At 56.4% G+C, this 26,644-nt stretch carries 26 protein-coding genes; 11 read left to right on the forward strand and 15 right to left on the reverse strand.

The window, feature by feature from the left end:
* Positions 1 to 112: 112 nt before the first annotated feature.
* Positions 113 to 445: an Hpt domain-containing protein gene (locus tag RD1_RS01930; RefSeq protein ID WP_011566752.1), complete on the forward strand. Its 333-nt coding sequence runs from the start codon at positions 113 to 115 to the stop codon at positions 443 to 445.
* Here RD1_RS01930 and RD1_RS01935 read toward each other — a convergent pair.
* Positions 442 to 1,233 (reverse strand): SDR family NAD(P)-dependent oxidoreductase, encoded by a 792-nt coding sequence (locus tag RD1_RS01935; protein ID WP_011566753.1) that lies wholly within the window; start codon positions 1,231 to 1,233, stop codon positions 442 to 444. The genes RD1_RS01930 and RD1_RS01935 overlap by 4 nt on opposite strands.
* A gap of 8 nt (positions 1,234 to 1,241) precedes the next feature.
* Positions 1,242 to 2,474 carry a threonine ammonia-lyase IlvA gene (ilvA, locus tag RD1_RS01940; protein ID WP_011566754.1) on the reverse strand — a complete coding sequence of 411 codons (1,233 nt, stop codon included), beginning with the start codon at positions 2,472 to 2,474 and terminating at the stop codon, positions 1,242 to 1,244.
* A 126-nt stretch (positions 2,475 to 2,600) separates the two neighbouring features.
* On the opposite strand from ilvA, the gene RD1_RS01945 reads away from it, so the two are divergent.
* Positions 2,601 to 3,821: an argininosuccinate synthase gene (locus RD1_RS01945; protein WP_011566755.1), complete on the forward strand. Its 1,221-nt coding sequence runs from the start codon at positions 2,601 to 2,603 to the stop codon at positions 3,819 to 3,821.
* A gap of 90 nt (positions 3,822 to 3,911) precedes the next feature.
* On the opposite strand, the gene RD1_RS01950 is transcribed toward RD1_RS01945, so the two are convergent.
* A complete protein-coding gene (locus tag RD1_RS01950; protein WP_011566756.1) occupies positions 3,912 to 4,616 on the reverse strand; it encodes a hypothetical protein in 705 nt (234 codons plus the stop codon).
* A 192-nt stretch (positions 4,617 to 4,808) separates the two neighbouring features.
* Here RD1_RS01950 and msrA point away from each other — a divergent pair, with 192 nt between their 5' ends.
* Positions 4,809 to 5,471, forward strand: a complete 663-nt coding sequence (msrA, locus tag RD1_RS01955) for a peptide-methionine (S)-S-oxide reductase MsrA (protein WP_011566757.1) — start codon at positions 4,809 to 4,811, stop codon at positions 5,469 to 5,471.
* On the opposite strand, the gene RD1_RS01960 is transcribed toward msrA, so the two are convergent.
* A complete protein-coding gene (locus tag RD1_RS01960; RefSeq protein ID WP_011566758.1) occupies positions 5,468 to 6,340 on the reverse strand; it encodes a ribokinase in 873 nt (290 codons plus the stop codon). The genes msrA and RD1_RS01960 overlap by 4 nt on opposite strands.
* On the reverse strand, positions 6,340 to 8,595 hold the full coding sequence (locus tag RD1_RS01965) for an NADP-dependent malic enzyme (RefSeq protein WP_011566759.1): 2,256 nt from the start codon (positions 8,593 to 8,595) through the stop codon (positions 6,340 to 6,342). Before RD1_RS01965 ends, RD1_RS01960 begins: the two co-directional genes overlap by 1 nt.
* Positions 8,596 to 8,730: 135 nt before the next feature.
* Here RD1_RS01965 and mutS point away from each other — a divergent pair, with 135 nt between their 5' ends.
* Complete coding sequence (gene mutS, locus RD1_RS01970) at positions 8,731 to 11,367, forward strand: DNA mismatch repair protein MutS (protein WP_011566760.1); 2,637 nt, start codon at positions 8,731 to 8,733, stop codon at positions 11,365 to 11,367.
* Positions 11,368 to 11,395: 28 nt separating this feature from the next.
* Here the strand turns inward: mutS and RD1_RS01975 are convergent, their stop codons facing one another.
* Positions 11,396 to 11,959 (reverse strand): nucleotide exchange factor GrpE, encoded by a 564-nt coding sequence (locus RD1_RS01975; RefSeq protein ID WP_011566761.1) that lies wholly within the window; start codon positions 11,957 to 11,959, stop codon positions 11,396 to 11,398.
* Positions 11,960 to 11,968: 9 nt separating this feature from the next.
* The gene (gene hrcA, locus RD1_RS01980; RefSeq protein ID WP_044032891.1) at positions 11,969 to 13,033 is read right to left on the reverse strand and encodes a heat-inducible transcriptional repressor HrcA; all 1,065 of its coding nucleotides are present in this window, start codon (positions 13,031 to 13,033) and stop codon (positions 11,969 to 11,971) included.
* A 113-nt stretch (positions 13,034 to 13,146) separates the two neighbouring features.
* Between hrcA and rph the strand changes: the two genes are divergently transcribed.
* From rph to hemW, 3 genes are read left to right on the forward strand one after another with little or no spacing between them, the layout of a single operon-like run.
* On the forward strand, positions 13,147 to 13,860 hold the full coding sequence (gene rph, locus RD1_RS01985; RefSeq protein ID WP_011566763.1) for a ribonuclease PH: 714 nt from the start codon (positions 13,147 to 13,149) through the stop codon (positions 13,858 to 13,860).
* Positions 13,857 to 14,468 (forward strand): RdgB/HAM1 family non-canonical purine NTP pyrophosphatase, encoded by a 612-nt coding sequence (gene rdgB / locus RD1_RS01990; protein WP_011566764.1) that lies wholly within the window; start codon positions 13,857 to 13,859, stop codon positions 14,466 to 14,468. Before rph ends, rdgB begins: the two co-directional genes overlap by 4 nt.
* Complete coding sequence (hemW, locus tag RD1_RS01995) at positions 14,461 to 15,618, forward strand: radical SAM family heme chaperone HemW (RefSeq protein ID WP_011566765.1); 1,158 nt, start codon at positions 14,461 to 14,463, stop codon at positions 15,616 to 15,618. The genes rdgB and hemW overlap by 8 nt, the downstream gene beginning before the upstream one ends.
* On the opposite strand, the gene RD1_RS02000 is transcribed toward hemW, so the two are convergent.
* From RD1_RS02000 to hemJ, 7 genes are all read right to left on the reverse strand, one after another.
* Positions 15,615 to 16,511, reverse strand: coding sequence for a ParB/RepB/Spo0J family partition protein (locus RD1_RS02000; protein ID WP_011566766.1), 897 nt, complete (start codon positions 16,509 to 16,511; stop codon positions 15,615 to 15,617). The genes hemW and RD1_RS02000 overlap by 4 nt on opposite strands.
* A gap of 9 nt (positions 16,512 to 16,520) precedes the next feature.
* Complete coding sequence (locus RD1_RS02005) at positions 16,521 to 17,330, reverse strand: ParA family protein (RefSeq protein WP_011566767.1); 810 nt, start codon at positions 17,328 to 17,330, stop codon at positions 16,521 to 16,523.
* Positions 17,323 to 17,922 (reverse strand): 16S rRNA (guanine(527)-N(7))-methyltransferase RsmG, encoded by a 600-nt coding sequence (gene rsmG / locus RD1_RS02010; protein ID WP_011566768.1) that lies wholly within the window; start codon positions 17,920 to 17,922, stop codon positions 17,323 to 17,325. Before rsmG ends, RD1_RS02005 begins: the two co-directional genes overlap by 8 nt.
* A gap of 11 nt (positions 17,923 to 17,933) precedes the next feature.
* Complete coding sequence (gene mnmG / locus RD1_RS02015) at positions 17,934 to 19,796, reverse strand: tRNA uridine-5-carboxymethylaminomethyl(34) synthesis enzyme MnmG (protein ID WP_044033306.1); 1,863 nt, start codon at positions 19,794 to 19,796, stop codon at positions 17,934 to 17,936.
* Between the two features lie 13 nt (positions 19,797 to 19,809).
* Positions 19,810 to 21,096: a tRNA uridine-5-carboxymethylaminomethyl(34) synthesis GTPase MnmE gene (gene mnmE, locus RD1_RS02020; RefSeq protein ID WP_011566770.1), complete on the reverse strand. Its 1,287-nt coding sequence runs from the start codon at positions 21,094 to 21,096 to the stop codon at positions 19,810 to 19,812.
* A 29-nt stretch (positions 21,097 to 21,125) separates the two neighbouring features.
* Complete coding sequence (gene rho, locus RD1_RS02025) at positions 21,126 to 22,424, reverse strand: transcription termination factor Rho (RefSeq protein WP_050759042.1); 1,299 nt, start codon at positions 22,422 to 22,424, stop codon at positions 21,126 to 21,128.
* A gap of 125 nt (positions 22,425 to 22,549) precedes the next feature.
* The gene (gene hemJ / locus RD1_RS02030; protein WP_011566772.1) at positions 22,550 to 22,999 is read right to left on the reverse strand and encodes a protoporphyrinogen oxidase HemJ; all 450 of its coding nucleotides are present in this window, start codon (positions 22,997 to 22,999) and stop codon (positions 22,550 to 22,552) included.
* A gap of 400 nt (positions 23,000 to 23,399) precedes the next feature.
* On the opposite strand from hemJ, the gene RD1_RS02035 reads away from it, so the two are divergent.
* From RD1_RS02035 to dnaQ, 4 genes are read left to right on the forward strand one after another with little or no spacing between them, the layout of a single operon-like run.
* Positions 23,400 to 23,999 (forward strand): Maf family protein, encoded by a 600-nt coding sequence (locus RD1_RS02035; protein WP_011566774.1) that lies wholly within the window; start codon positions 23,400 to 23,402, stop codon positions 23,997 to 23,999.
* Entirely contained in the window at positions 23,996 to 24,829 is an 834-nt protein-coding gene (locus RD1_RS02040; protein WP_011566775.1) for a shikimate dehydrogenase, read from the forward strand. The genes RD1_RS02035 and RD1_RS02040 overlap by 4 nt, the downstream gene beginning before the upstream one ends.
* Complete coding sequence (coaE, locus tag RD1_RS02045) at positions 24,826 to 25,419, forward strand: dephospho-CoA kinase (protein WP_011566776.1); 594 nt, start codon at positions 24,826 to 24,828, stop codon at positions 25,417 to 25,419. The genes RD1_RS02040 and coaE overlap by 4 nt, the downstream gene beginning before the upstream one ends.
* Entirely contained in the window at positions 25,412 to 26,098 is a 687-nt protein-coding gene (gene dnaQ, locus RD1_RS02050) for a DNA polymerase III subunit epsilon (protein WP_011566777.1), read from the forward strand. The genes coaE and dnaQ overlap by 8 nt, the downstream gene beginning before the upstream one ends.
* Before the next feature lie 2 nt (positions 26,099 to 26,100).
* Here dnaQ and secB read toward each other — a convergent pair whose 3' ends face one another.
* Entirely contained in the window at positions 26,101 to 26,601 is a 501-nt protein-coding gene (secB, locus tag RD1_RS02055) for a protein-export chaperone SecB (protein WP_011566778.1), read from the reverse strand.
* Positions 26,602 to 26,644: the final 43 nt, after the last annotated feature.

The following is a 26,644-nucleotide window of genomic DNA, read 5'->3' on the forward strand; positions in this document are numbered from 1 at the left end:
GCTGACCCTTAAGGTGGGGTGAATGCTAAAATTGGAGGCAAAACAGTCACCTTCTAAACGCGGATTTAGGATTTCTGCGTCATCAACCCGCAACCTTGATTAGGATGACACGATGATCGACTGGGACCGGGTTGCCGCATTGCGCGAAGAAGTGGGCGCGGAAGACTTCGATGAAGTTGTCGAACTCTTCCTGCAGGAAGTGGACGAGGAAATTGAAACTCTGGCGGCGCAGCCCGTTCAGGATGGACTGTCGGAAAAACTGCATTTCCTGAAAGGAAGCGCACTCAGCCTCGGGTTTCGCGCGTTTTCCGATCTGTGCCAAACCGGCGAAGCGGCGCTGGCGCAGGATCCCGCCGCCAGTGTTGATGTGGAGGAGTTGCAAAACAGCTATCAGTCTTCCCGCAGTTCGTTCCTAAACGACTTGCCCACTAAATTCGCGTGTTAAACGAGCCTGTAGAACCTTCGTGGCAGCGCATCACCATATTCCTTGATCGAGCGCGCGCGCAACTTTCGCATGCCCGACACCCAGCGGTCGTGGTCTTCCGCACGAGCCAGTGCATATGTGCGCACCTCTGGATGAGGCAATACAAGAAACTGCCGTGCCTTAACGGCATGCAGCACGCGATCCGCGACCTGATCCGCCGTCAGCAACGATTGCCCCTCGATATCCGCAGCCGTTAAACCAAGCAGAGGCGTCGCAACATACTGCGGGCAGACCAGTGATACCCCGATATTATCTTCAGCATGGGTGATTGCGATCGATTCCGCAAAGCTGACCGCTGCGTGTTTGCTTGCAGAGTATGCCGCGTCCCCGATCTGGTTCAACAGACCCGCCGCAGAGGCAACAGTCACAAGGTAGCCACCGCCCCGCGCAGCCATCAACGGGATGAGAACACGCGCGGCATAGACATGCGCCATCAGGTTCACAGACAAACACCGCGCCCAGTCATCACCGTCCCCCAAAGGCGGCCCAGCGCTCATGACACCTGCGTTGGACACAAAGATATCAATCGCCCCAACCTCACGTTCCACCTTTTGAATGGCGTCTCTCAGGTCCTGTTGAACGCTGACGTCACATTTTACATAAGCGGTGATACTTGCCCCGGACGCGGGCACATCGACGATGTCGAACACGCAAACCCGCGCGCCCAGCGCTTCAAACTGTCGGACCAGCGCGGCACCGATCCCGCTCAGGCCCCCGGTTACAACCACTGTTTGACCAGTAAACGCCATCACGCACCCTAGATCACGAACTGTGCAAGGGTCTCATCATTGGTAATGTCGGTATAGGTAAATCCGGCATCGTCAATGCGCTGAAACATATCAAAGAAATTATGCGGGTCATCCGTTTCGATACCGATCAGAACAGAGCCGAAATTGCGCGCGGATTTTTTCATATACTCAAAACGCGTAATGTTGTCTTGCGCGCCCAGCGTCTGCAAAAAATCCTTGAGCGCACCGGGACGTTGCGGCAAACGCAGTATGAAATACTTTTTCAAACCCGCGTAACGCTGCGCGCGCTCTTTCACTTCCGGCAAACGTTCGAAATCGAAATTGCCCCCGGAAGCGATACAGACAATCGTCTTGCCCTTGATCGCCTGCGGGATTTCCGCAAGCGCTTCGACCGCAAGCGCACCTGCCGGTTCCAGAACGATGCCTTCGATGTTCAGCATCTCGACAATCGTGCCGCAAATGCGATCTTCGGACAGGTCGATGATATCAGCCGGCGCAACGTCTTTGAGCCGCGCGAATGTGCGCGCGCCGATCTTGGCAACCGCAGCGCCGTCCACGAAACTGTTGATGGGCGACACGTCTACGGGTGCGCCCTCGCTTATCGCGGCGGCAAGGCTTTTGGCACCTGACGGTTCAACGAACGTATACTGCGTGTCATCGCGAAAATAGCTGCGCGTCCCGGCAGACAACCCGCCACCGCCCACGGGCAGAACGATACGATCCGGGGCATGGCCAAGTTGGTCGAGGATTTCCGCCGCGACCGAGGCCTGCCCCTCGATCACGTCTTCATCGTCGAAAGGCGACAGAAAATGCGCATGCGCCTCTGCGCAAAATGCCTGCGCCTGCGACAATGTCTGGTCGAAATAATCGCCCACCATCCGGACTTCGACAAACTCTCCGCCAAAGACCTTTGTCTTCATCACCTTTTGCGCGGGCGTGGTAACGGGCATGAAGACCACACCATGCACCCCGAAATGCTTGCACATGAAAGCGACGCCCTGCGCGTGATTGCCCGCGCTGGCGCAGACAAAAACATCACGCGCCGGAATCACCTTGCGCATCGCATTGAAAGCCCCGCGCAGCTTGTACGACCTGACCGGGCTGAGGTCCTCGCGCTTGAGCCAGATGTCAGCGTCATACTTCGCGCTCAGCAGATCATTGCGCATCAAGGGTGTCGCGGGAAAGACATCGCGCATGGCAAGGGTCGCAGCATCGGCGCTTTGGCGGAACGAAGGGGTCATCTTGGGCCTCTTTATGCAATCCACTGTCGATACGCCGCGCCCCCGCTCAGGTCAACGCAGGCTTCATTCTTGCCCGCGCCTTCAAAACCCGGTAGGCCGCGTGGCAAATCGAAAAGGAAGATCTTCATGTCCGCGCCAAAAAAAGTTGTGCTCGCCTATTCAGGTGGTCTTGATACCTCCATCATCCTCAAGTGGCTGCAAACGGAATACGGCTGCGAGGTCGTGACCTTCACCGCCGATCTGGGACAGGGTGAAGAGCTTGAACCCGCCCGCGCCAAGGCCGAGATGATGGGCGCCTCCGACATCTATATCGAAGACGTGCGCGAAGAATTCGTGCGCGATTTCGTCTTTCCGATGTTCCGCGCCAATGCGGTTTACGAGGGGCTGTACCTGCTGGGCACGTCGATCGCGCGCCCGCTTATTTCCAAACGTCTTGTTGAAATCGCCGAAGAGACCGGCGCGGATGCCATCGCCCATGGCGCAACCGGCAAGGGCAACGATCAGGTGCGGTTCGAACTGGCTGCATATGCGCTGAACCCGGACATCAAGGTCATCGCCCCCTGGCGCGAATGGGATCTGTCCAGCCGTACCAAACTGATTGACTTTGCAGAGAAAAATCAAATTCCAATTGCCAAGGACAAGCGTGGCGAGGCACCGTTTTCCGTCGATGCCAACCTGTTGCACACCTCCTCCGAAGGCAAGGTTCTCGAAAACCCGGCTGTGGATGCGCCAGACTATGTCTATCAGCGGACCGTCAACCCCGAGGACGCGCCTGACACGCCCGAGTATATCGAGATCGGTTTCGAGAAAGGCGACGCGGTCAGCATCAATGGTGAGGCGATGTCCCCCGCCACGATCCTGACCAAGCTGAATGAGATCGGCGGCAAACACGGCTGCGGGCGTCTCGACCTTGTTGAGGGGCGTTTTGTCGGGATGAAATCGCGCGGTATCTACGAAACACCCGGCGGCACGCTTTTGCTGGAGGCGCATCGCGGTATCGAATCGATCACGCTGGATCGCGGGGCCATGCATCTCAAGGATGAGTTGATGCCGCGCTATGCTGAGCTGATCTACAACGGTTTCTGGTTCAGCCCCGAACGCACCATGTTGCAAGCCGCGATTGACGCGAGCCAAACCCATGTGACCGGCACCGTGCGTCTCAAGCTGTACAAGGGTCTTGCGCGCACCGTTGGCCGCTGGTCTGATCATTCGCTCTATTCCGAGGCCCATGTGACCTTTGAAGAGGATGCGGGGGCCTATGATCAAACGGATGCCGCAGGCTTTATCCAGTTGAATGCCCTGCGTTTGAAGCTGCTTGCTGCGCGGGATCGTCGCCTCAAGAGCTAAGGCATCATGCGAAAAACGTGGATCACGTAACGCTGCCTGAAATCAAGGATTTCAACGCATTACGTGATACTCATTGTTTCAGTCGTTTCGTCAGACGCCACTATCCAGCGCGGCGGCGCGCATTTTCTCATAATGCGGCAGGGCCTGCTCCAGCATGTCACGGTGCCGCGGGTCTACGTCGGGCAACGGGCCTTCCGCCCCGGCGAACCCAGTGCTGCGATGCACCGCGCCATACCAATGCGCGGCCCAGATGCCATCCTCGGCGCGGGGTCCGGCAGGCCAGCGCAGCATCGCCGGGTCGAAGGGTAGATCAATGGCAGAACAGAGCCTGCGCAGGGCTTTTTCCGGGTTCTGACGAATATCAAAGCTGTCAATCACGACGCCCCCCAATTGATCATAAAGCGCGCTTTGCTGAACAAAACCGATCTGATCGAGGGTCAGGTCATCCCATTTCGCAGAGTAACTTGCGATGACCCGCGCAGGGTGACGGATCAGATGCACATTCACACATGCGTGCGCCCAATCCATGGGGAAACCGGCCACCATGTGATGCGGCATATGTTTCATGTAGAGATGCGGCGTGCTTTGCGGGGCCAGGCACTGGGTGGCAACCGCAGCCGGGTCATTTTCATGGGCGCGCAGAATGTCGTCGCGCATCGGGTGGTCAGTATGCGTCGCGGCCAGAAAGGGCGCATAAAACGGCTCGTCCATGATCGTGAAGTCAGACCGCGCGCCAAAGCTGTACATCATCGCCGTTGAAAGGTTTCTGGGCCCCGACCACATGGCAATCCGCATTACGGCACCAACCTTGCGTCGTGATTTGTTTCAAAACCCATGATGTAACCCTCCGGACGTGTTGCAAAGCACCGTAAAAATGCCGGTGCGGCGCTTCAAGATGTAAACTGTCATCACCACCGCGTGAAAGGGCATGAATGCCCATTGCGCGATGATCGCAATCCCGTCACCTTTGCTTTGAGGAGACATATGATGCTGAACATTTCATCCCTTAAAACCTATGCTTTGGCCGGTATGATTGCCCTCGGCCTGTGTGTGCACGGCACGCAGAGCCACGCGGCTGAGCTTGAGACGATCACCGTCGCCGGCGGGTGTTTCTGGTGTGTCGAATCGGATTTCGAACGCGTGACCGGCGTGACAGAAGCCGTATCGGGGTTCATGGGGGGGTCCGTTTCAAACCCCACCTACAAGGAAGTCACCAGCGGCGGCACCGGCCATTACGAGGCTGTGCAGATCACCTTCGACCCCGATGTGGTCAGCCGCGATACGCTTTACGCGATGTTCTTTCGGTCAGTTGACCCGACGGACGCAGGCGGGCAGTTTTGCGACCGGGGTGACAGCTACCGCACCGCGATATTTGCCGAAACACCTGCACAGGCCGCTGCGGCGAAGGCCGCCAAGGCAAATGCTGCCGCAGCCCTGGGCGTGCCGGTTGTGACGCCCGTGTTGGACGCCTCGACCTTTTATCCGGCAGAAGCCTATCATCAGGATTACTACAAAGGCACGCGGTTGGTGATCACCCGATTTGGCCCCAAACGACAGGCGTCTGCATACAAGGCCTATCGCGAAGCCTGCGGGCGTGACGCCCGCGTCAGGGAACTCTGGGGCGCGGCTGCTCCCTTTGCGGGCGGCTAACCTAAGCGCATGTCCTGAATTTCCTTTAGGTCGGGAATGACATCTGCCGTTCCAACCCGCGTCACCATCAACGCCGCCGCCCGCGTGGCAAGATCAATCGCCTGCGCCATCGGCATGCCACGATCCAGCCCCGCAATCAGATATCCAGTGAAGGTATCGCCCGCGCCGGTCGTATCAACGGGAGTGACATCCAACGCCGGAAACAGGCGAGGTTCGGCCCCACGCGACAGCCACTTGCAGCCCTGCGATCCAATGGTCACGATTATATCAGAAACCGGCAAATCGCCTATGTCAGAGCCTGTTTGTGCGCTCAGTTGCGCCGCTTCAACTGCGTTGAGCACGAGCAGGTCAAGATGTTCCATCACCGCAGTGACAGCCGCCGCATCAAACGGGGCTGCGGCGTAGATCACCCGCAGGCCCAATTTTCGCGCTGTCGCGGCGCCAAAAGCCTGACCGCTGGTTTCATTCTGGGTGACAAAACTGTCACCGGGCGAGGCTTCGGCCAAAGCCGCACCGATCATCGCATCCGTGATCGCGCGGTTTGCCCCGGCGAAGACCACGATGTCATTCTCGCCCGCCTCATCGACGCAAATGTTTGCGTGGCCCGTGGGTTCATCCACCCGTGCGATGTGGCGCGTATCAACGCCGTATTCCAACAACCGCTCCGACGCCCAGGCACCATCACCACCAACCGCACCGATATGGAACACGCGCGCCGCTGCGCGGGCAGCCGCCACGGACATATTCGCGCCCTTCCCGCCGAGGCCTTGGGAAAAACCGGTCGCGGCCAGCGTCTCACCCGGGCCGACCAGATGCGGTACGCGATACACGTTGTCGGCGTTGATCGACCCGAGGTTATAGATCGCCATCAGCCGACCTTGCAGGCCGCCAACACGGCCATGTTCAGGATGTCATTGGCCGTCGCCCCGGTCGAACAAATCTGAATTGAGCGATCCACACCGGACAGAATCGGCCCAATCACCGTCGCCCCTGCCATTTCCTGCATCAGTTTCACCGAAATGCTGGCAGAATGGCGCGCCGGCACGACAAGGATATTCGCAGGACCGGTCAGTCTGGAAAACGGATAGCTCGCCTGCACCGTTGTGTTCATAGCAACATCGACGGTCATCTCGCCTTCGTATTCGAAGGTGACACCGCGCGCGTCCAGAACCTTGGCCGCATCCGCCATTTTGGTCGCCCGCTCCGAAACCGGATAACCAAAGGTCGAGAAACTGACAAAGGCGACACGCGGCTCCAGCCCCATGTTCCGGGCAACGGTCGCTGCGCGTTCGGCGATATTGGCCAGATCTTCTTCGTCGGGCCATTCCTGCACCAGCGTGTCCGCGATGAAAACGATCCGCCCCTTGTGCAGAATTGCCGTGATCCCCGCAGCACCACTTTTGACATCCGCGTCAAAGACGTGGTTGATCCGGTCCATGATATGCGCCGATTTGCGCGTCGCGCCAGTGACAAGCCCATCGCCGTGACCATGCGCGAGCATCAGCGCGGAAAAGACATGCCGATCCCGCGCCGCCAGCCGGTGAATGTCCTGCGCGTCAAAGCCGCCCCGGTTCAGCCTGCTATAGAGAAAATCCTTGTAGGTATCGAGATGCGTCGTATTCGCGGCATTCACGATCTCAATCTCGCGCACCGCGTCGGGCATACCGGCCTGCTCCAGCTTGTCCTTCACATCTTCCTTGCGCCCCACGACCAACGCTTTGCCCAGACCGGAGCGTTGATACATCACCGCCGCGCGCAACACGCGCGCATCATCCCCTTCGGCAAAAATCATCCGAGCCTGATTTGCCCGCGCACGCGCATTGATGCCACGCAAGATACTCGCCGTCGGATCCATCCGGGTCTTGAGCGATAGTTCATAGGCTTCCATGTCGATGATCGGGCGGCGCGCGGCACCTGTATCCATACCCGCTTTGGCCACGGCGGGCGGCACACGGTGGATCAGACGCGGGTCAAACGGCGTCGGAATGATGTAATCCCGCCCGAAGGACAGGTTTTTGCCATAGGCCAGTGCGACCTCATCCGGCACATCCTCGCGCGCCAGCGCTGCAAGGGCGTGGGCGCAGGCAATCTTCATCTCGTCATTGATCGCGCGGGCATGAATGTCGAGCGCGCCGCGAAAGAGGTACGGAAACCCGAGAACATTGTTGACCTGATTGGGATAGTCACTGCGGCCCGTGGCAACGATGGCATCCGCGCGCACGGCATGCGCCTCTTCGGGCGTAATTTCCGGGTCGGGGTTGGCCATGGCAAAGATCACCGGGTCATCTGCCATGCTGGCAATCATCGCTTCGGTCACAGCCCCTTTGACAGACACACCAAGGAAGACATCCGCCCCCTTCATCGCGTCCTCTAAGGTGCGCGCCTCAGTGGCGACGGCATGGCCCGATTTCCACTGGTTCATGCCCTCCGCACGGCCCTGATAGATCACGCCCTTGGTGTCACACATGATGCAATTCTGGTGCCGCGCGCCCATCGCCTTGAGCAATTCAAGACAGGCGATCCCCGCAGCCCCGGCCCCGTTCAGGACAATGCGCACATCTTCGATCTTTTTGTCCGACAGGTGCAGCGCGTTGATCAGACCCGCAGCACAGATCACCGCAGTGCCGTGTTGGTCGTCATGAAAGACGGGGATGTCCATTTCGTCCTTGAGACGTTGTTCGATGATGAAACACTCAGGCGCCTTGATATCTTCGAGGTTGATGCCGCCAAAGGTCGGGCCCATCAGCTTGACCGCATTGATGAAGGCATCCGTGTCTTCGGTGTCCAACTCTATGTCGATGCTGTTCACATCCGCGAAGCGTTTGAACAAAACCGCCTTGCCTTCCATCACCGGTTTGGAGGCCAGCGCGCCAAGGTTCCCCAGACCCAAGACCGCTGTCCCGTTGGACACGACGGCCACAAGGTTGCCCTTGTTGGTGTAATCATAGGCGGTTTCGGGGTTTTGCGAAATCGCTTCACAAGGGACCGCGACGCCCGGCGAATAGGCAAGACTGAGGTCCCGCTGCGTCGTCATCGGTACGGTGGCCGTTACCTCGAACTTTCCGGGGGTCGGCTCCAGATGAAAGGCGAGCGCCTCTTCTGCCGTAACGCGGTTTTTTGTCATCGAATTTCGCCTTTATTGGTGATCTGAGCCATCAACCCATATCTTAGCCTGCCCAGCGCCTCAAGCAGGCTGCGTTTGTGCTTTTCCCCCCTGCCTGCGGTTTGTAAGGTCACGCCAAACGCGGGGGGCACTGCAATGACCGTCACGCCCATGATGGCGCAATATCTCGACCTGAAGGCAGAGTACGCAGATGCGCTGCTGTTTTACCGCATGGGCGATTTCTACGAGATGTTCTTTGAGGATGCCGTCGCCGCTGCCGAAGCGCTGGATATTGCGCTGACAAAACGGGGCAAACATGACGGTGCGGACATTCCCATGTGCGGCGTGCCGGTCCATTCAGCCGAAGGCTATCTGCTCACGCTGATCCGCAAAAGGTTTCGCGTCGCCGTCTGTGAGCAGATGGAAAGCCCGGCGGAGGCGAAAAAACGCGGTTCCAAATCCGTGGTAAAACGCGATGTGGTGCGGTTGGTAACGCCGGGAACCCTGACCGAAGAGACGTTGCTTGATGCGCGGCGCAACAACTATCTGACCAGTTTTGCCCAAGTTAGAGACGCAAAAGCCCTCGCCTGGACCGATATTTCCACCGGGGCCTTTCACGTCATGCCGCTGACAGCGCTCAAACTTGGGCCTGAACTGGCGCGCCTCGCACCTTCAGAATTGATCTGCTCGGAAAGCGCGGAGAATGACCTGCGCGAGGTTGCCGAAGACTTTGGCATTGCGCTGACCGGTCTCGCGCGCGCTGCATTTGACAGCACCTCGGCGGAGCAACGGATCTGCGATCTCTTCGGCGTGGAAACACTGGACTCATACGGCAGCTTCACCCGTGCCGAGGTCGCGGCGATGGGCGGGATTATCCAGTACCTCGACATCACGCAAAAGGGCAAACTGCCCCTGTTGCGCCCGCCTCAACGGGAAACCGAAAACCGAACCATTCAGATTGATGCCGCCACACGCCGCAACCTCGAATTGACGCAGGCACTGTCGGGGGGGCGCGCAGGCTCATTGCTGGCCGTGATTGACCGGACGATCACCGCTGCCGGTGGCCGTCTGATGTCTGCGCGCATTGCCAGCCCGTCCCGCGACCTTGAAACGATCACCAACCGCCTTGATGCAGTGTCCTTTGCGCAAGACCACCATGATCTGTGCGGCGCCCTGCGCGATCACCTGCGCAAGGTGCCGGACCTTGACCGCGCGCTGTCACGCCTGTCGCTGGATCGTGGCGGGCCAAGGGACATGGCCGCGATCCGCAACGGGTTGACGCAATCTGCGATCCTTTTTGAAACGCTTGGGTCTCATGAATTGCCACCGCTTCTGGCCGATGCGCTGAATGATCTGTCCCGACATGACAATCTGATCGACCGGCTTGATGCCACGCTGGTCGCGGAGCCGCCTTTGCTGGCGCGGGACGGCGGTTTCATCGCCACGGGGTTCGATGCAGAACTGGACGAAGCACGCAGCCTGCGCGACGAAGGGCGCAGCGTGATCGCGAGGATGCAGCAGGAATTTGCCGCACTGACAGGAATCACATCACTGAAAATAAAGCACAACAATGTGCTGGGCTATTTCATCGAAACGACGGCCACACATGCCGAAAAGATGCTGTCCCCGCCCATGTCGGAAACCTTCATCCACCGGCAGACAACCGCCAATCAGGTGCGGTTCACCACCGTTGAATTGTCCGAGCTTGAAACAAAGATCTTGAACGCTGGCGGGCGGGCGCTGGAAATCGAAAAGCGTCTCTATGAAACGCTGAAATCGGATATTCTGGCCTGTTCCGCCCGGATCGCGCAGACCGCATCCGCACTGGCGGAGCTTGATCTGACCACGGCCCTTGCGACCCTTGCCACGACAGACGGATGGGTACGGCCCAAGGTGGATGACAGCCGGGCTTTTGCCATTGAAAACGGACGTCACCCTGTCGTTGAAAACGCCTTGCGTCAACAATCCGGTGATCCTTTCATCGCCAATGATTGCGACCTTTCTGCCGAAGAAGACGCCGCACAGATTTACCTGCTGACCGGTCCGAACATGGCGGGTAAATCAACCTATCTGCGCCAGAACGCGATCATTGCGCTGCTGGCACAAATGGGCAGTTTCGTGCCTGCGTCCTGCGCGCATATCGGTCTGATCAGTCAGTTGTTCAGCCGCGTGGGTGCCTCGGATGATCTGGCGCGCGGGCGGTCAACCTTTATGGTGGAGATGGTCGAAACCGCCGCCATTCTGAATCAGGCGGACGATCGCGCGCTGGTGATCCTCGATGAAATCGGGCGCGGCACGGCCACATACGACGGGCTGTCCATCGCATGGGCGACGCTGGAGCATCTGCATGATGTGAACAAAAGCCGCGCGCTTTTTGCCACGCATTACCATGAGATGACGGCACTTGCGGGTAAGTTGCCCGGTGTTGAGAATGCAACCGTGACCGTAAAGGAGTGGGAGGGCGAAGTCATTTTCCTGCATGAGGTCAAGATGGGTGCCGCAGACCGGTCATATGGGGTGCAGGTAGCGCAGCTTGCCGGTCTGCCACCTGCGGTGATCTCGCGGGCGCGCGCCGTGCTCGATATGCTGGAAAAGGGTGAACGCGAGGGTGGCGCGACGCAGAAAACGCTGATTGATGACCTGCCGCTGTTTTCCGTGGCGCCCGCCCCGGCGCCTGCGCCTGCAAAAACCTCGGATGTTGAGGCGCGGCTGGCTGAAATCCACCCCGACGAATTGACACCGAAACAGGCGCTTGAGCTGCTTTATCAATTGAAAGAGGCGGCCAATCCCTGACCGCCTCACACAAAAAGATCGCCGAAAATCAGCTCGCCGGTGTTGAGGAAACGCCGACCTGCGCCGGGCGCAGCAAACGGTCGTGCAACATGAACCCTTCGGCCGAGACCTGAATGATGTCGCCTGCCTTGGTGCCGGGCAGTGGTGCTTCAAACATCGCCTGATGGTATTGCGGATCGAAACGATCCCCAACCTCGGGCGCGACGATTTCGATGCCGTGCTTTTTGAAGACGCTGAGCAATTCACGCATGGTCAGTTCGATGCCTTCGAGCAAGGCAGCGTTTTGTTCCCGCTGCTCATCGGTGACGGCCTCAAGCGCGCGTTTCATGTTATCATAGACCGGCAGCATATCGCGGGACAGCTTCGACCCGCCGTAGTTTTCAGCCTCCCGGCGGTCCCTTTCCGAACGCTTACGCGCGTTTTCAGCATCCGCGAGGGCCCGCATGAAACGGTCCTTCAGCTGGTCCCGCTCGGCGCGCAGCTGTTCCACTTCCAGCGCTTCTTCATCAATTTCTTCCATCTCTTCAGCAAAGGCGTCGGCCTCTGCCTCTTCGATGTCATCCAGAAATTCTTCGTTCTTAGGCTCTGCCATCTTAACCCTCTAGCTCCGATCAGCGATCAACTTACCAACCAGTTGCGCCGTATAGTTCACAATCGGAACGATACGACCGTAATTCAGTCTTGTCGGACCAATGACACCAACAGCACCAATGATCTTTCGATCAGCGTTCATATATGGGGAAACCACCAGAGAGGAACCCGAAAGTGAAAAAAGTTTGTTTTCAGAGCCAATAAAAATGCGCACACCCTCGCCTTCCTCGGTGCGCTCAAGGAATTCGGCGATATCGCGCTTGCGTTCGAGGTCATCAAAGAGCAGTCGGATTCGCTCGAAATCCTCTCCTTCGCCATCGCCGGTCAGCAAATTGGACCGACCCCGCACGATCAGACGCTCATTTTGATCGCCCTCGCGTTCCCAAACGGCCATACCGCTTTCCACAAGGGCCTGCGCCAGCGAATCGATTTCCTGTCGCCGGTTCCGTATTTCCTTTTGTATCGCGCCGTGCACTTCACTCAGCGTCTTGCCCTCGATCAGCGCGTTCAGGAAATTGGCTGCCTCGCGCATGGAGCTGGGCGTCTGACCCGCAGGCGGGGAAAACAGGCGGTTTTCGACGTGCCCATCTGCAAACACCAGAACCACCAGCGCCCGGTCCGGCGACAGCGAGACAAATTCGATATGCTTGATCGGCGCCTCGTGTTTGGGGGTCATCACCAATGATGCGCCCTGCGTCACGCCAGACAGCGCCGAGCCGACACGATCCAGAAGACCACTGACGTCTTCGGAATTGGAGGACAGGGTCGCGTCGATCTTCTCGCGGTCCATCTCATCCGGATCACCGATTTCCAACAGGCCATCGACAAACATCCGCAAGCCCATCTGCGTCGGTATTCGCCCTGCACTGATATGCGGGCTATCCAGCAATCCGAGGTATTCGAGATCCTGCATTGTATTGCGTATGGTGGCGGCACTGACCTTTTCGCTGAAGTCACGCGTCAGCGTGCGCGACCCCACCGGCGCACCGTCAGCCAGATACCCCTCAACCACCCGCCGAAAGACCTCGCGCGAGCGTTCGTTCATCTCTCCCAGAATGTTCGGCACATCATTCATATCGGTTTCCTATACCCCATATGATAAAAGCATAAACCACAGAGATTTCAATCGGGGTTGCATCCGGGTCGCCCGGCCCTGTATCGACATCAGGCACATATAAAGGAAATGAAATGCGTCCCTCCGGTCGAGAACTGAACGAAATGCGCCCTGTGTCCATCGAAACGGGTTTTACCAAGCATGCCGAAGGCTCGGCGCTGATCAAGATCGGGGATACTCACGTCTTGTGTACCGCCACGATTGAAGACCGGGTGCCGCCTTTCATCAAAGGGTCGGGATTGGGTTGGGTCACGGCGGAATATGGCATGCTGCCGCGTGCGACGAACACGCGGATGCGGCGCGAATCCACCGCAGGCAAGCAAGGCGGGCGTACCGTTGAAATCCAGCGTCTGATCGGGCGCAGCCTGCGCGCTGGCGTTGACCGTGTTGCCCTCGGCGAGCGACAGATCACCGTCGATTGCGATGTGTTGCAGGCGGATGGCGGCACGCGCTGCGCCTCGATCACGGGCGGTTGGGTGGCGCTGCGTCTGGCGGTGAACAAGCTGATGAAAGCAGGGGATGTGATCAGTGATCCGCTCGTTGATCCGGTGGCCGCGATCAGCTGTGGTATCTATGCAGGTCAGCCGGTCATGGATTTGGATTACCCTGAGGATTCCGAGGCGGGTGTTGACGGGAACTTCATCATGACGGGTTCAAAACAACTGATCGAAGTGCAGATGAGCGCCGAAGGCGCGACGTTTTCACGCGATCAGATGAACCAGTTGATGGATCTGGCCGAAAAGGGCGTGGGCGAATTGGTCGCCGCGCAAAAAGCGGCCACCGCATGACACGCAAGTTCGACGGCAAACGTATCCTGATTGCGACCCATAACGCGGGCAAGCTGGAAGAAATGCAGCAGCTTTTCGCGCCCTACGGTGTGGATGTGGTCGGCGCCGCAGAGATGGGTCTGGCCGAACCTGAAGAGACCGAAAGCACCTTCATCGGCAACGCACGCATCAAGGCGCGCGCTGCTGTTGAGGCGACAGGGCTGCCCGCCCTGGCGGACGATTCCGGCATCGAGGTGGAAGCGCTGAACAACGCCCCCGGTGTCTATACCGCTGATTGGGCGGAGACCCCGAACGGGCGCGATTTCGTCATGGCCATGACCAAGACCCATACCAAGCTGGAAGAGATCAACGCCCCCCACCCGCGCCGCGCCCGGTTCAGGGCGACGCTGGTGCTCGCATGGCCTGACGGTCATGACGAAGTGTTCGATGGGCGCGTCAACGGCACCCTTGTCTGGCCGATCCGGGGTAAAACGGGTCATGGCTATGATCCGATGTTCCAACCTGACGGTCATGACATGACCTTTGCCGAAATGGATCCGGCGGAAAAGAACCGGATCAGCCATCGCGCGGATGCGTTTCAAAAGCTGATCGCGGGTTGCTTTGGCTGAAGACTGGGAACACGGCGGCTTTGGCCTCTATATCCACTGGCCCTATTGCGAGGCCAAATGTCCGTATTGTGATTTCAACAGCCATGTGGTGCGCCGCATTGATCAAACCGCATGGCGTGACGCCTATCTGACAGAGTTGCGCCGTACAGCGCGTGAAACGCAAGGCCGCGTGTTGCGATCCGTCTTTTTTGGCGGCGGCACCCCCAGCTTGATGGATCCCGATACGGTTGCGGTTGTCATCAGCGAAGTGCGCAAGCTTTGGCCGGTTGCCAATGATCTGGAAATCACGCTGGAGGCGAACCCAAGTTCGGTCGAGGCCGGTCGCTTTGCCGCTTTCCGCCAGGGCGGTGTGACCCGCATTTCCATGGGCATTCAGGCGTTGAACGATGATGATCTGCGCCGTCTGGGCCGCATCCACACGGTCACAGAAGCGCAGACCGCCTTCGATATCGCGCGGTCGGAATTTGATCGTGTCAGCTTTGATTTGATCTATGCGCGGCAGGGCCAGAGCTTGCACGCATGGGAGCAGGAATTGAAACAAGCGCTGGAGATGGCGGTCGATCATCTGTCACTCTATCAACTGACCATCGAACAGGGTACGGCGTTCGGCGACCGCTACAACGCGGGTAAACTGCGCGGCCTGCCAGATGAAGACCTGAGCGCCGATCTTTACACGCTCACGCAGGACCTATGCGGTGCGGCCGGCATGCCCGGTTATGAGGTATCGAACCATGCGCGTGACGGGGCACACTCCCGGCATAACCTGATCTATTGGCGCTATGGCGATTACCTCGGCATCGGACCCGGCGCGCATGGTCGCCTGACCGTGAACGGGCAACGATACGCGACGGAATGCTATTCGAACCCGGCAAAATGGCTGGCCGCGGTAGGTGATGAGCATACAGAAAAACCGCGTGGGCCGCTTACTTACCAAGATCAGGCGAGCGAATTCCTGTTGATGGGATTGCGCCTGAAAGAAGGGATAGACACGCACCGTTACGAAACGCTCGCCGGTAAAGCGTTGGACTCCCATGCCGTATCAGAGCTGGCAGACCTTGGAATGGTCTCAACCACGGAAGATAGAATAACCGTTTCAGATCAAGGGTTTATCATATTAAATGCGGTCATCGCGCGCCTGCTGGAAACCTAGGCTCCACTCAAGATCCGGCACAGCTCATCCAGATCGTCGAGTGATTTGTAATGCAGCGTCATGTGCCCGCTTTCGTGACCGGGTTTGTGGGTCAGTTCGACTTTCATACCTAGGCTTGCAGACAAATCCCCCTCGAGCGCTTTGGTATCGGCATCTTTTTCAGCAGACGCGGGCTTCGCAGCAGGACGCGGCGCGTCATCAGAACTGGACCGCTCTTTCTTGACCAACGCTTCGGCGGCGCGCACCGACAGGCCCCCCTTGACGATCTGCTGCGCCAGTTTGAGCGGGTCCTGCGCAGGAATCAGCGCCCGCGCGTGACCCGCGCTCAACCCGCCTTCGCGCACCATCTGCAAAACCGGATCGGGTAGGGTCAGAAGCCTCAACAAATTGGCAATGTGGCTGCGGCTCTTACCCAAGGCCTCTGCCATCTTTTCCTGTGTGTGCCCGAAACGATCCATCAGTTGACGATAGCCTGCGGCCTCTTCAATGGGGTTCAGATCGGCGCGCTGGATATTCTCAATGATTGCGACTTCAAGAACCTCAACATCCGTGAACTCGCGTATCACAACGGGCAACTCGTGCAGCTGCGCCCGCTGCGCCGCACGCCACCGGCGCTCACCCGCCACGATTTCAAACTGATCAACACCCGTTTTTCTAACGATCAACGGTTGAATGACACCCTTTTCCTTGATGGAAGCTGTCAGGTCGTCAAGGTCACTGTCCGTAAACTGCTTTCTCGGCTGGTCCGGGTTTGGCGAAATCTGATCAATCGGGATTTTCTGGTTTGACATGGGCACGCCGGGTGCCGGTGGGCTCTCCGCCTCCGCAACATCCGACATCAGAGCCGACAAACCCCGTCCCAATCCGCGTTTCCGATCTGTCCCGACTGCCATAACTGCCCCCTAAGCCACTTTTACCCGATGTTTTTGTATCAGTTCTTTTGCCAAAGCACGATACGCCTGCGCGCCCTTGGACATCGTATCATAGGTAAGCACGGGCATTGCAAAAGACGGCGCTTCGCTCACACGAACATTGCGCGGTATCCGCGTGCTGAACACCATGTCGCCAAGATTGTCCCGGGCATCCTGTTCCACCTGCAAAGACAGGTTATTGCGCTTGTCATACATGGTCAGAAGAATACCCTCGATGCGCAGATCCTTATTGCCGGTCTGCCGCACTTCCCGGATCGTCAGCATCAGCTGCGACAAACCCTCAAGCGCAAAAAATTCGCTTTGCAAAGGCACCAGAACCGAATGCGCTGCGATCATGGCATTCACCGTGAGGAGGTTCAGCGACGGCGGGCAGTCAATCAGGACGTAATCCAGATTAAATCCATCCATCTCAATCTGTCGCAACGCATCGTGGAGCAGGAAACTCCGCTTTTCACTGGACATCAACTCCAGGTCAGCCGAACTCAGATCAACGGTGGCCGGCACGATCAGAAGATTTGGCGTAACTGTTTGTAGCACAACGTCTTTTATATCAACATCACCCAGTAGAATATCATAGGTGGTGTACTTTCGATCTTCGACTTCAATACCCAGGCCCGTTGACGCGTTGCCCTGCGGATCAAGGTCGACGACAAGAACGCGCCGCCCTGCCTCGGCCAGCGCCGCTGCGAGGTTAATCGTGGTTGTAGTTTTGCCGACGCCGCCTTTTTGGTTTGCTACCGCGATGATTTTTGGGCCGAATGGACGCGACAAATCAGACACGCTGTATTTCCTTTATTTCCAGAATAGCTGCTGCGGGACTGGTTTTACTTCTATGCGCCTTGAGATCGAAAGACCACGTTTCTTGTGCGCTTGACACTTCTTTTTCCCAGCTTTGCCCTTTCATGAATAGCGCTGTGCCTTGCGCTGAAAGGTGGCGCTGCGCAAAGGACAGTAACACGGATAAATCAGCAAGGGCGCGGGCCGAAACAACGTCCGCGCGCAGGGGCGCTACATCCTCGATCCGCTCGACAATGACACGTGCGTTCAATGACAATTCGCGGATGACCGTGCGCAGAAACGCCGCTTTCCTCTGATCACTTTCAACAAGGATAACTCTGCGATCCGGGTCGATGTTTTTGGCAAAGATGGCAACAACGATACCGGGCATGCCGCCGCCACTGCCCAGATCAACCCACGTCTTAGCCTTTGCGACACAATCAACAACTTGTGCGGAATCCCAGATGTGGCGGCTCCAGACATCTTCTATACTAGACTTGGAGATCAGATTTATCCGTGCGTTCCACTTCAGCAGCAAGTCGTGATACATCTGCAGAGCATGCATTGTTTCACGTGAAACAGTCGAAGCATCCATTTGTACACCCCTCAAGCAGACCGCTTTTTGGAGCTTTGCCGTAGCTTTGCAAGGATAAGGGTCAACGCTGCGGGGGTCATCCCGTCAATACGGCCGACTTGGGCAAGTGACGTTGGCCTCGTGCTATTCAGCTTTGACTTAAGTTCGTTCGACAAACCGCTCAGTTGGTCATAGTCGAAATCCGCGGGAATTTTATGCCCTTCGTCCTTCTTGAGCAGATCAACGTCCTTCTGCTGACGTTCGATGTAGGTCGCGTAGAGCGCCTCACGCTCCATCTGCTGTTGCGTTTCAACATCGATGCCGTCGAACACAGGGTCCAGCAAGGAAAGATCTTTGAACGAAGTATTCGGAAACGCCAGCAACTGCATAGCGGTTCTGCGCGACCCGTCATGGCTCACTGAAATCCCAGCTTCACCCGCCTGCTTGGGCGTATAGGACGACTCCGTCAAAAGACGTCGGGCGCGATCCAAGGCTTCGATTTTAACCTCAAAGGCCTGTTTTCGTTCGTCTGAAACACAGCCCAATGCCAATCCAATTGGGGTTAGACGCTGGTCAGCGTTATCGGCCCGCAAGGACAGTCGGAACTCAGCCCGCGACGTGAACATCCGGTAGGGTTCCATTACGCCACGAGTCGTCAGGTCGTCAATCATGACGCCAATATAGCTGTCAGACCTCGAGAAAGTAATTGGATCACTGCCGCGCGCCTCCAAAGACGCGTTCAATCCCGCCACAAGCCCTTGTGCGGCCGCCTCTTCATATCCGGTGGTCCCGTTAATCTGACCCGCCAGATACAAACCGGGTACTGACAAAACAGATAAGGACGAATCCAGCGCGCGCGGATCCACGTAGTCGTATTCAATCGCGTAACCCGGTTGTAAGATAATCGCTTTTTCTAGCCCCACAATGGAATGCACATACTCGGATTGTACATCTTGCGGAAGCGATGTTGATATCCCGTTTGGATATACTGCGTCGGTGTTTAACCCCTCTGGCTCCAGAAATATCTGATGCGACTCCTTATCTGCGAAGCGGATTATCTTGTCTTCGATGGAGGGACAATACCGCGGACCAACGCCGTCAATGTGACCGCCGTACATGGCGGACCGCGTGATGTTATCGCGGATTATGTCATGCGTCCTCACATTCGTATGCGTAATACCACAAGAAACCTGCCGCGCGCTTACACCCTTGGATAAAAACGAGAAAAGTGTCGGCTCATCATCACCAGGCTGTTCTTCCAAAACATCCCAATTGATTGATTTGCTGCTCAAACGGGGTGGCGTTCCAGTTTTCAAACGCCCCATGGGCAAACCAAAGCTGTCAATTCGATCCGCAAGACGCACAGATGCTTTGTCACCCATGCGCCCGCCGGATCGTGAAACATCACCGATATGTATAACGCCGCGCAAAAAGGTACCGGTGGTTAGAATGACAGTTTTCGCCAGTATCTCCGCATCATCCTGCAACACGACGCCGATAACACGCTCTCCATCCATAACAAAGTCGACGGCCTCACCAACGATAATATCCAGATTTTGTTGTTGATCGGTCGCCTCTAACATCCTGTTGTGGTAAATCGCACGGTCAGATTGCGCCCGGGGCCCTTGTACCGCGGGACCTTTGCGCCGGTTCAACAAACGAAACTGAATACCAGCCTGATCCGCCACACGGCCCATGACCCCATCCAAAGCGTCGATCTCGCGTACCAGGTGACCCTTGCCAAGACCGCCAATCGCCGGGTTACAGGACATCACCCCAATTCCGGACCTGGACATGGTAATCAGACCCGTCTGTGATCCCATGCGGGCGGCAGCATGCGCTGCTTCTGTCCCCGCATGCCCGCCACCAATGACCAAGACGTCAAAATGTTTCACGTGAAACACTCCATTATTTTCCAAGGCAAAAACTTGAAAAGATTTCATCCAGCAGATTTTCTGCATCAATACGACCAACAAGCGTTTCAAGCGCTCGAATCGCTGACCTGAGTTCCTGCGCGGTTATATCATAAAACTCCGGACCCCTGAGAAGAGCTTCAAATGAATTATCCAGATCTTCCAAAGCGCGCTGCATGGCGAGCCGATGTCGCTCGTGCGTTGCCAATCCCACAGCTGACACACGTTCTGAAAAAACAGATCTGATTTTTTCCAGCAACTCTGGAATGCCCTGCCCGGTCTTTCCTGAAATACCCGTCTGCGATCCCGGCGCAAGATCAACCTTTGGTGTTAACCGGATGTCGTCTTCAAGAGGTTCTATCAGCAGTCTTTCGTCCGGGCCGGACAAAAACACGCGCAAGTCTGCTTCCTGGGCCCGCTTTATCGCACGTTCAATGCCAATCGTTTCGATCTCATCAGCGCTCTGACGCAATCCTGCCGTATCAAGAAATGTCACAGGCAACCCACCCAGATCCATCCTGACTTCTATCACATCCCTCGTTGTGCCCGCGATTTCGGACGTAATTGCAGCGTCTCGACCAGCCAGTTTGTTTAACAGCGTAGACTTACCCGCATTTGGCGCTCCAACCAACGCAATTTCGAACCCCGACCGAATACGCTCCGCAACATGTGTTCCGGCAACCTCGGTTCGTACATCAGATGACACATCTTCCAACAGCGACGTAACTTCCGGTGTAACATCAACCGGTACGTCCTCATCCGCAAAATCTATCGTCGCCTCAATCAATGCCGCTGCACGGATCAGCTTTGATCGCCACACCTCAACTTTTTCGCCCAAGGCACCTGTCAGCACGCGCACAGCCTGCCTGCGTTGTGCCTCTGTCTCCGCATCAATCAGATCGGCCAGCCCCTCAACCTGCGACAGATCGAGCTTGCCGTTTTCCAGTGCACGCCGTGTGAACTCTCCAGCCTCTGCCAATCTGGCCACATCTTGATCCGACAACGCATCGAGGACGGTACGCACCACTGCAATGCTGCCGTGAACGTGAAATTCCACCACGTCTTCGCCGGTAAAGCTATGGGGCGCTTTGAACGCAAGCACGAGTGCCTGATCAATGACCGAACCATCTTGCGCCCTGAGCACCCGAACAGCGGATTTACGTGGATCTGGCAGAGACCCGCAGATCGTTTCTGCAACCGCCCAGGCGGCAGGCCCGGACAGGCGAATAACGGAGACACCCGCACGCCCCTGTGCAGATCCTAGTGCAAAGACTGTATCCATCGTTTAAACCATTGTATGAAAACAATAATTTAAGTGTTCATCGAATCGAAGAAGTCTGAATTCGTCTTTGTCTGTTTCAACTTCGAAATCAGGAACTCGATGGCGTCGGTCGTACCCATGGGGTTCAGGATACGACGCAGGACAAAGGTTTTTTGCAGGTCGATCTTGTCAACCAGCAAGTCTTCCTTGCGGGTACCGGATTTCAGAATATCCATGGCCGGGAATACGCGTTTGTCTGCAATCTTGCGATCCAGCACGATCTCAGAATTGCCCGTCCCTTTGAACTCTTCAAAAATGACTTCGTCCATACGGCTGCCCGTGTCAATCAGCGCGGTCGCGATGATCGTCAGCGAACCACCCTCTTCGATGTTGCGAGCCGCACCAAAGAAACGCTTGGGACGTTGCAAGGCATTGGCATCGACACCACCGGTCAGAACCTTACCCGAAGAAGGCACTACCGTGTTGAACGCTCTACCAAGTCTGGTAATCGAATCCAAAAGGATCACAACATCTCGTTTATGTTCCACAAGACGTTTGGCTTTTTCGATGACCATATCAGACACGGCGACATGTCGTGTGGCAGGTTCGTCAAAGGTGGAAGACACGACTTCACCCTTCACGGATCGCTGCATGTCGGTCACTTCTTCCGGGCGCTCGTCAATGAGCAACACGATCAGGTAACACTCCGGGTGGTTCCGCTCGATGGAATTTGCGATGTTTTGCAACAACACGGTCTTACCCGTGCGCGGTGGCGCTACGATCAATGACCGTTGCCCTTTCCCAATTGGTGCTACCAGATCAATGATCCGCGCCGAGCGGTCTTTTGTCGTGGGATCATCGGTTTCCATCGTCAGACGCTCATCCGGGTAGAGCGGCGTCAGGTTTTCAAAGGCCACCTTGTGGCGCGCCTTTTCAGGATCTTCAAAATTGATCTGCGTCACGCCCAGCAGCGCAAAATACCGCTCATTGTCGTCCGGTGCTTTGATCAACCCCTCGATCGTATCTCCTGTTCTCAGGGAATACTTGCGGATCATATCGGGCGAGACATAAATATCATCCGGTCCCGGAAGGTAATTCGCCTCTGGAGAGCGCAGAAAACCAAACCCGTCCTGAAGCACTTCGAGCACGCCATCGCCCGACACTTCCCAACCTTCATCCGCGCGTTCACGCAGAATCTGGAACATCATTTCGCCTTTACGCATGGTCGAGGCGTTCTCGATCTCCAGATCTTCTGCCATCGACAGCAAATCCTTGGGACTCTTCCGCTTGAGATCTGCCAGATTCAACGTTTCCGTCACCGTTTCGGTATCAGTGTCTTGGGATGTCATGAGAAACTCGCCTAAACCAGATGCGATACATCAGTTTTGTTATCAGTCAATTCTGTGGGTCTGCGCCAGTCCCGGACGGGACGGTTCTGATCACATAAGCCGCCGAAAGATCGGAGTCAATCAAATCAGAACTTCACCACGACCGAGATGACAATGATCACCATTAAAATTGTCGGAACTTCATTCATCATCCGGTACTGTTTGCCCGTCAGCTGGTTTTCACCGGCGGCAAAGACCTTGCGCTTCTTCGCAAGCCACATGTGAAACGCCGTCATCCCAAACACGCCGAGGAATTTCAACCAGGGCCAGATAGAAGACCAATCTACAATTCCGGGGGTCAGAACGAGACAAATCCCAAAAACCCATGTTGCGATCATCGCAGGGTTCATGATCACTCTGAGCAGTTTCAGCTCCATCGTTTGAAACAGGACATGCGTGTCGCCCGACTGTCCCACCTGTTCCGTGTGATAGACATAGAGCCGTGGCAGATAAAACAGACCCGCCATCCACGCAATCACCGACATGATATGAAACGATTTGATCCAAGGATAGCCAATGGCCAAAAGATCAGACATCACATGTTCCCCTTTCGATGCTTCCTTATAAATAAATAAGTAAAGATAGAAAGATGATGATTATGTAGGGTTGTCAGGTTCTGTGGATTATCACTTTGTTCCTTGTATTATCCACATCGCACAAGTTTTCACGTACGCTGTTATCAAGTTGTCTGTAAGATGAAAAACCATTATTTATTAGATAGTTATAAGTGTCTTATCTCAGCTGGTCGGGGATAATCCTGTGGATCAATCAGCCGAACAGATTTATACCGGCATAGACCTTATCCTTTTGCCCGGATGGACTGTTTCGCTGAGCGGGCATGAAACGATTGTGTTGTGAACCACCTTGAACCGCACCCGTGTTTTCCGCAGAAGTGTCCCTTAACCAATCCTTAACCTTGCCCCCAGGCTTATACACATGCCCCAACCGCTCATCCTCGCGTCGACCTCTGAAATCCGCGCGAAAATGCTCAGCAATGCAGGTGTGCCGCATACCACATCAGGCGCACGTATTGATGAAGAAATGGTAAAGGAAGCCCTGCTGGCAGAGCAGGCCTCCCCCAGAGACATCGCCGATACGCTCGCTGAAATGAAGGCGCGCAAGATCAGTGACAAAACCCCCGGCGCGATTGTTCTGGGCTGCGACCAGGTGTTGGATCACCGTGGGGTTCTACTCTCAAAACCTGTCGATTCGCATGACGCGCTGACCCAATTGCAAGCCCTGCGCAATGATCGCCACACGCTGTTGTCCGCTGCTGTCATCTGTGAAGATGGTAAACCAGTCTGGCGCCATGTCGGTGTTGTCAGATTGCGGATGCATGATGTTTCCGATGCCTATTTGCAGGACTATGTGGCACGCAACTGGGACTCTATTCGGCATGCTGTAGGTGCCTATAAACTGGAAGAGGAAGGTGTGCGGTTGTTTTCACGTATCGACGGCGATTATTTCACGGTACTGGGGTTGCCGCTGCTTGAACTGCTGTCTTACCTTGCCTTACGCGGAGACTTACCAAGATGAGCATGACAAAAATTCCGCTCGCGGGTGTCATGGGTGCGCCCATTGCGCACTCAAAGTCGCCGCAGCTTCACCGGCATTGGTTGGAAACCTATGGCATAAGCGGTTTCTACGTTCCGATGGAGGTGAAAGCGGCGGACGTTGAACATGTCTTGCGCACTTTGCCCAAAATGGGCTTTGTCGGATTGAATGTAACACTGCCGCATAAGGAAGCGGTGTTGAAACTCGCTGATCAAATCACAGACCGCGCCAGACTGATCGGTGCTGCGAACACGTTGACCTTTGGCAAGGACGGCGAAATCCATGCGGACAACACAGACGGCTACGGGTTTCTCGAAAATCTCAGATCAGGCGCAACTGATTGGACGCCCTCACAAGGCCCCGCGGTGGTGTTGGGTGCCGGTGGTGCCGCGCGTGCAGTGATCGTCGCCCTGCTGGATGCCGGTGTGCCGGAAATCATCCTGACCAACAGGACCCGCGCCCGATCAGATCAGTTGCAGTCGGATTTTGGCAATCGCGTGCGGGTGATGGACTGGACGCAGATCTCGGGCGTGCTTCACGAGGCGCAGCTTCTGGTCAACACAACGTCTTTGGGCATGGTCGGTAAACCGGAAATGGAAGCGTCGCTGGACGGGTTGCAGGCGCATACCACAGTCACCGACCTTGTGTATAACCCATTGAAAACACGTCTGCTTGAGGTAGCAGAGGAAAAAGGTTGCGTGACTGTCGACGGGCTGGGGATGCTGTTACATCAAGGCGTTCCGGGATTTGAGCGCTGGTTTGGTCGGCGACCGGATGTCACAGATGCCACGCGCGCAGCGGTGCTCGGGTGACGTTCAAACTCGGTCTCACAGGCTCCATCGGCATGGGTAAATCCACCACGGCACAGCTTTTTGTGGAACTTGGCTGCGCGCTTTGGGATGCGGATGCGGCTGTTCATCGGCTTTATGTCGAGGGCGGTGCAGCGGTTGCGCCCATCGGGGCGATTTATCCCACCGTGATTCATAAAAACAGCGTCTCACGGGATGCTCTGCGCGACTTGATTCAGAATGATCCCTCGGTCTTGCGCCGGATAGAAAAGATCGTACATCCGCTGGTCGGCGCGGACAGAACCGAGTTTCTGGACCAAACAAAAAGCGACATCACCGTGCTGGATATCCCGCTCCTGTTTGAAACCGGGGCGGACAGCGACATGGACGCCGTGGCCTGTGTCCGCACAACTGCAGAGGAACAGGAGAGACGCGTTCTGGCGCGCGGCAAGATGACAGCAAAGCAATTTCAACAGATCAGGCACAAACAGATGCCGAATGCGGAAAAATGTGCGCGGGCTGATTTCGTGATCGAAACGGATACGCTTGAACATGCACGTGCGCAGGTTCAGACTATTACGGAGCAGATACGGAGGGCGATTGCAGATGCGTGAAATTGTGTTGGACACGGAAACGACTGGTTTCGACCCTGAATCAGGCGACCGGATTGTCGAGATTGGCGCGGTGGAATTGATGGGCCATGTTGCGACGGGCAGAACCTATCACCAGTATATCAACCCCGAACGATCCATGCCGGAGGAAGCGTTTCAGGTGCACGGGCTGGGCGATGATTTTCTGCGCGACAAACCCAAATTTGCCGAGGTCGGACAGGCCTTTCTTGATTTTATCGGGGATGCCAAACTTGTTATCCATAATGCGGCTTTTGATATCAAGTTTCTCAATGCTGAATTGGGTTGGATAAACCTGCCGAAAATACCCTGGGAACAGGCGATTGATACGCTGGATATCGCGCGTAAACGTTTTCCGGGCTCGCCTGCCTCGCTGGACGCTTTATGCCGCCGCTTTGGCATTGATAATACGTCGCGGACGCTGCACGGTGCTTTGCTCGACAGTGAAATTCTGGCTGAGGTCTATCTTGAACTTATCGGGGGGCGACAGCCTGATTTCGGCCTGTCCAACATTCCGCAAAAATCCGCAGGTGATACATCTGTGGACTGGACGCCCCGACCGCGTCCCACGCCGCTACCTTCGCGAATAACCGAGGAAGAAGCCGCCGCCCATGCAGACTTTGTTGCGAAATTGGGCGACGACGCTGTTTGGTTGAAAACCTGAGATCAGGCGTCCATCTTGGGCGCTTCGCTTGATTGGCGGCGCGCCAGCTCATTGCGATAGAGCGACAGGAAGTCGATGTTTTCGAGGTTGAGCGGCGGAAAGCCACCGTCGCGCGTGATGTCGCTGACAATGCGACGCAGGAACGGGAAAATCATCCGCGGGCATTCGATCAGCAGGAAGGGGTGCAACTGCTCGTCCGGCACGTTGTCCACGTGGAAAATGCCGACATAGTCGAGTTCAAGAACAAACAGCGTTGCATCGCCATCCTTGACCTTGGATGTCACGTTCAGCTTGATCGCGGATTCGTACTGGTTATCTGCGGTGCGTTTCTTTGCATCCAGATTGACCTGCACCTGCACGTCAGGCTGGGCGTCCGACGGCGCTCCTTTTTGTGCCATGATGTTTTCAAACGACATATCGCGAATGAACTGACCAAGAACCCGCATCTGCGGGGCCTGTTGTTGTCCGTTCGCTTCTGTTTTTGCTTCTTCTTCTTCAGCCATTGCGCGCTCCTAAAATAAATTCTGGGGAGGCTTATCAGCTTGG

The sequence above is a fragment of the Roseobacter denitrificans OCh 114 genome (genome assembly GCF_000014045.1).
In the GTDB taxonomy this organism is placed as follows: Bacteria; Pseudomonadota; Alphaproteobacteria; order Rhodobacterales; family Rhodobacteraceae; genus Roseobacter; species Roseobacter denitrificans.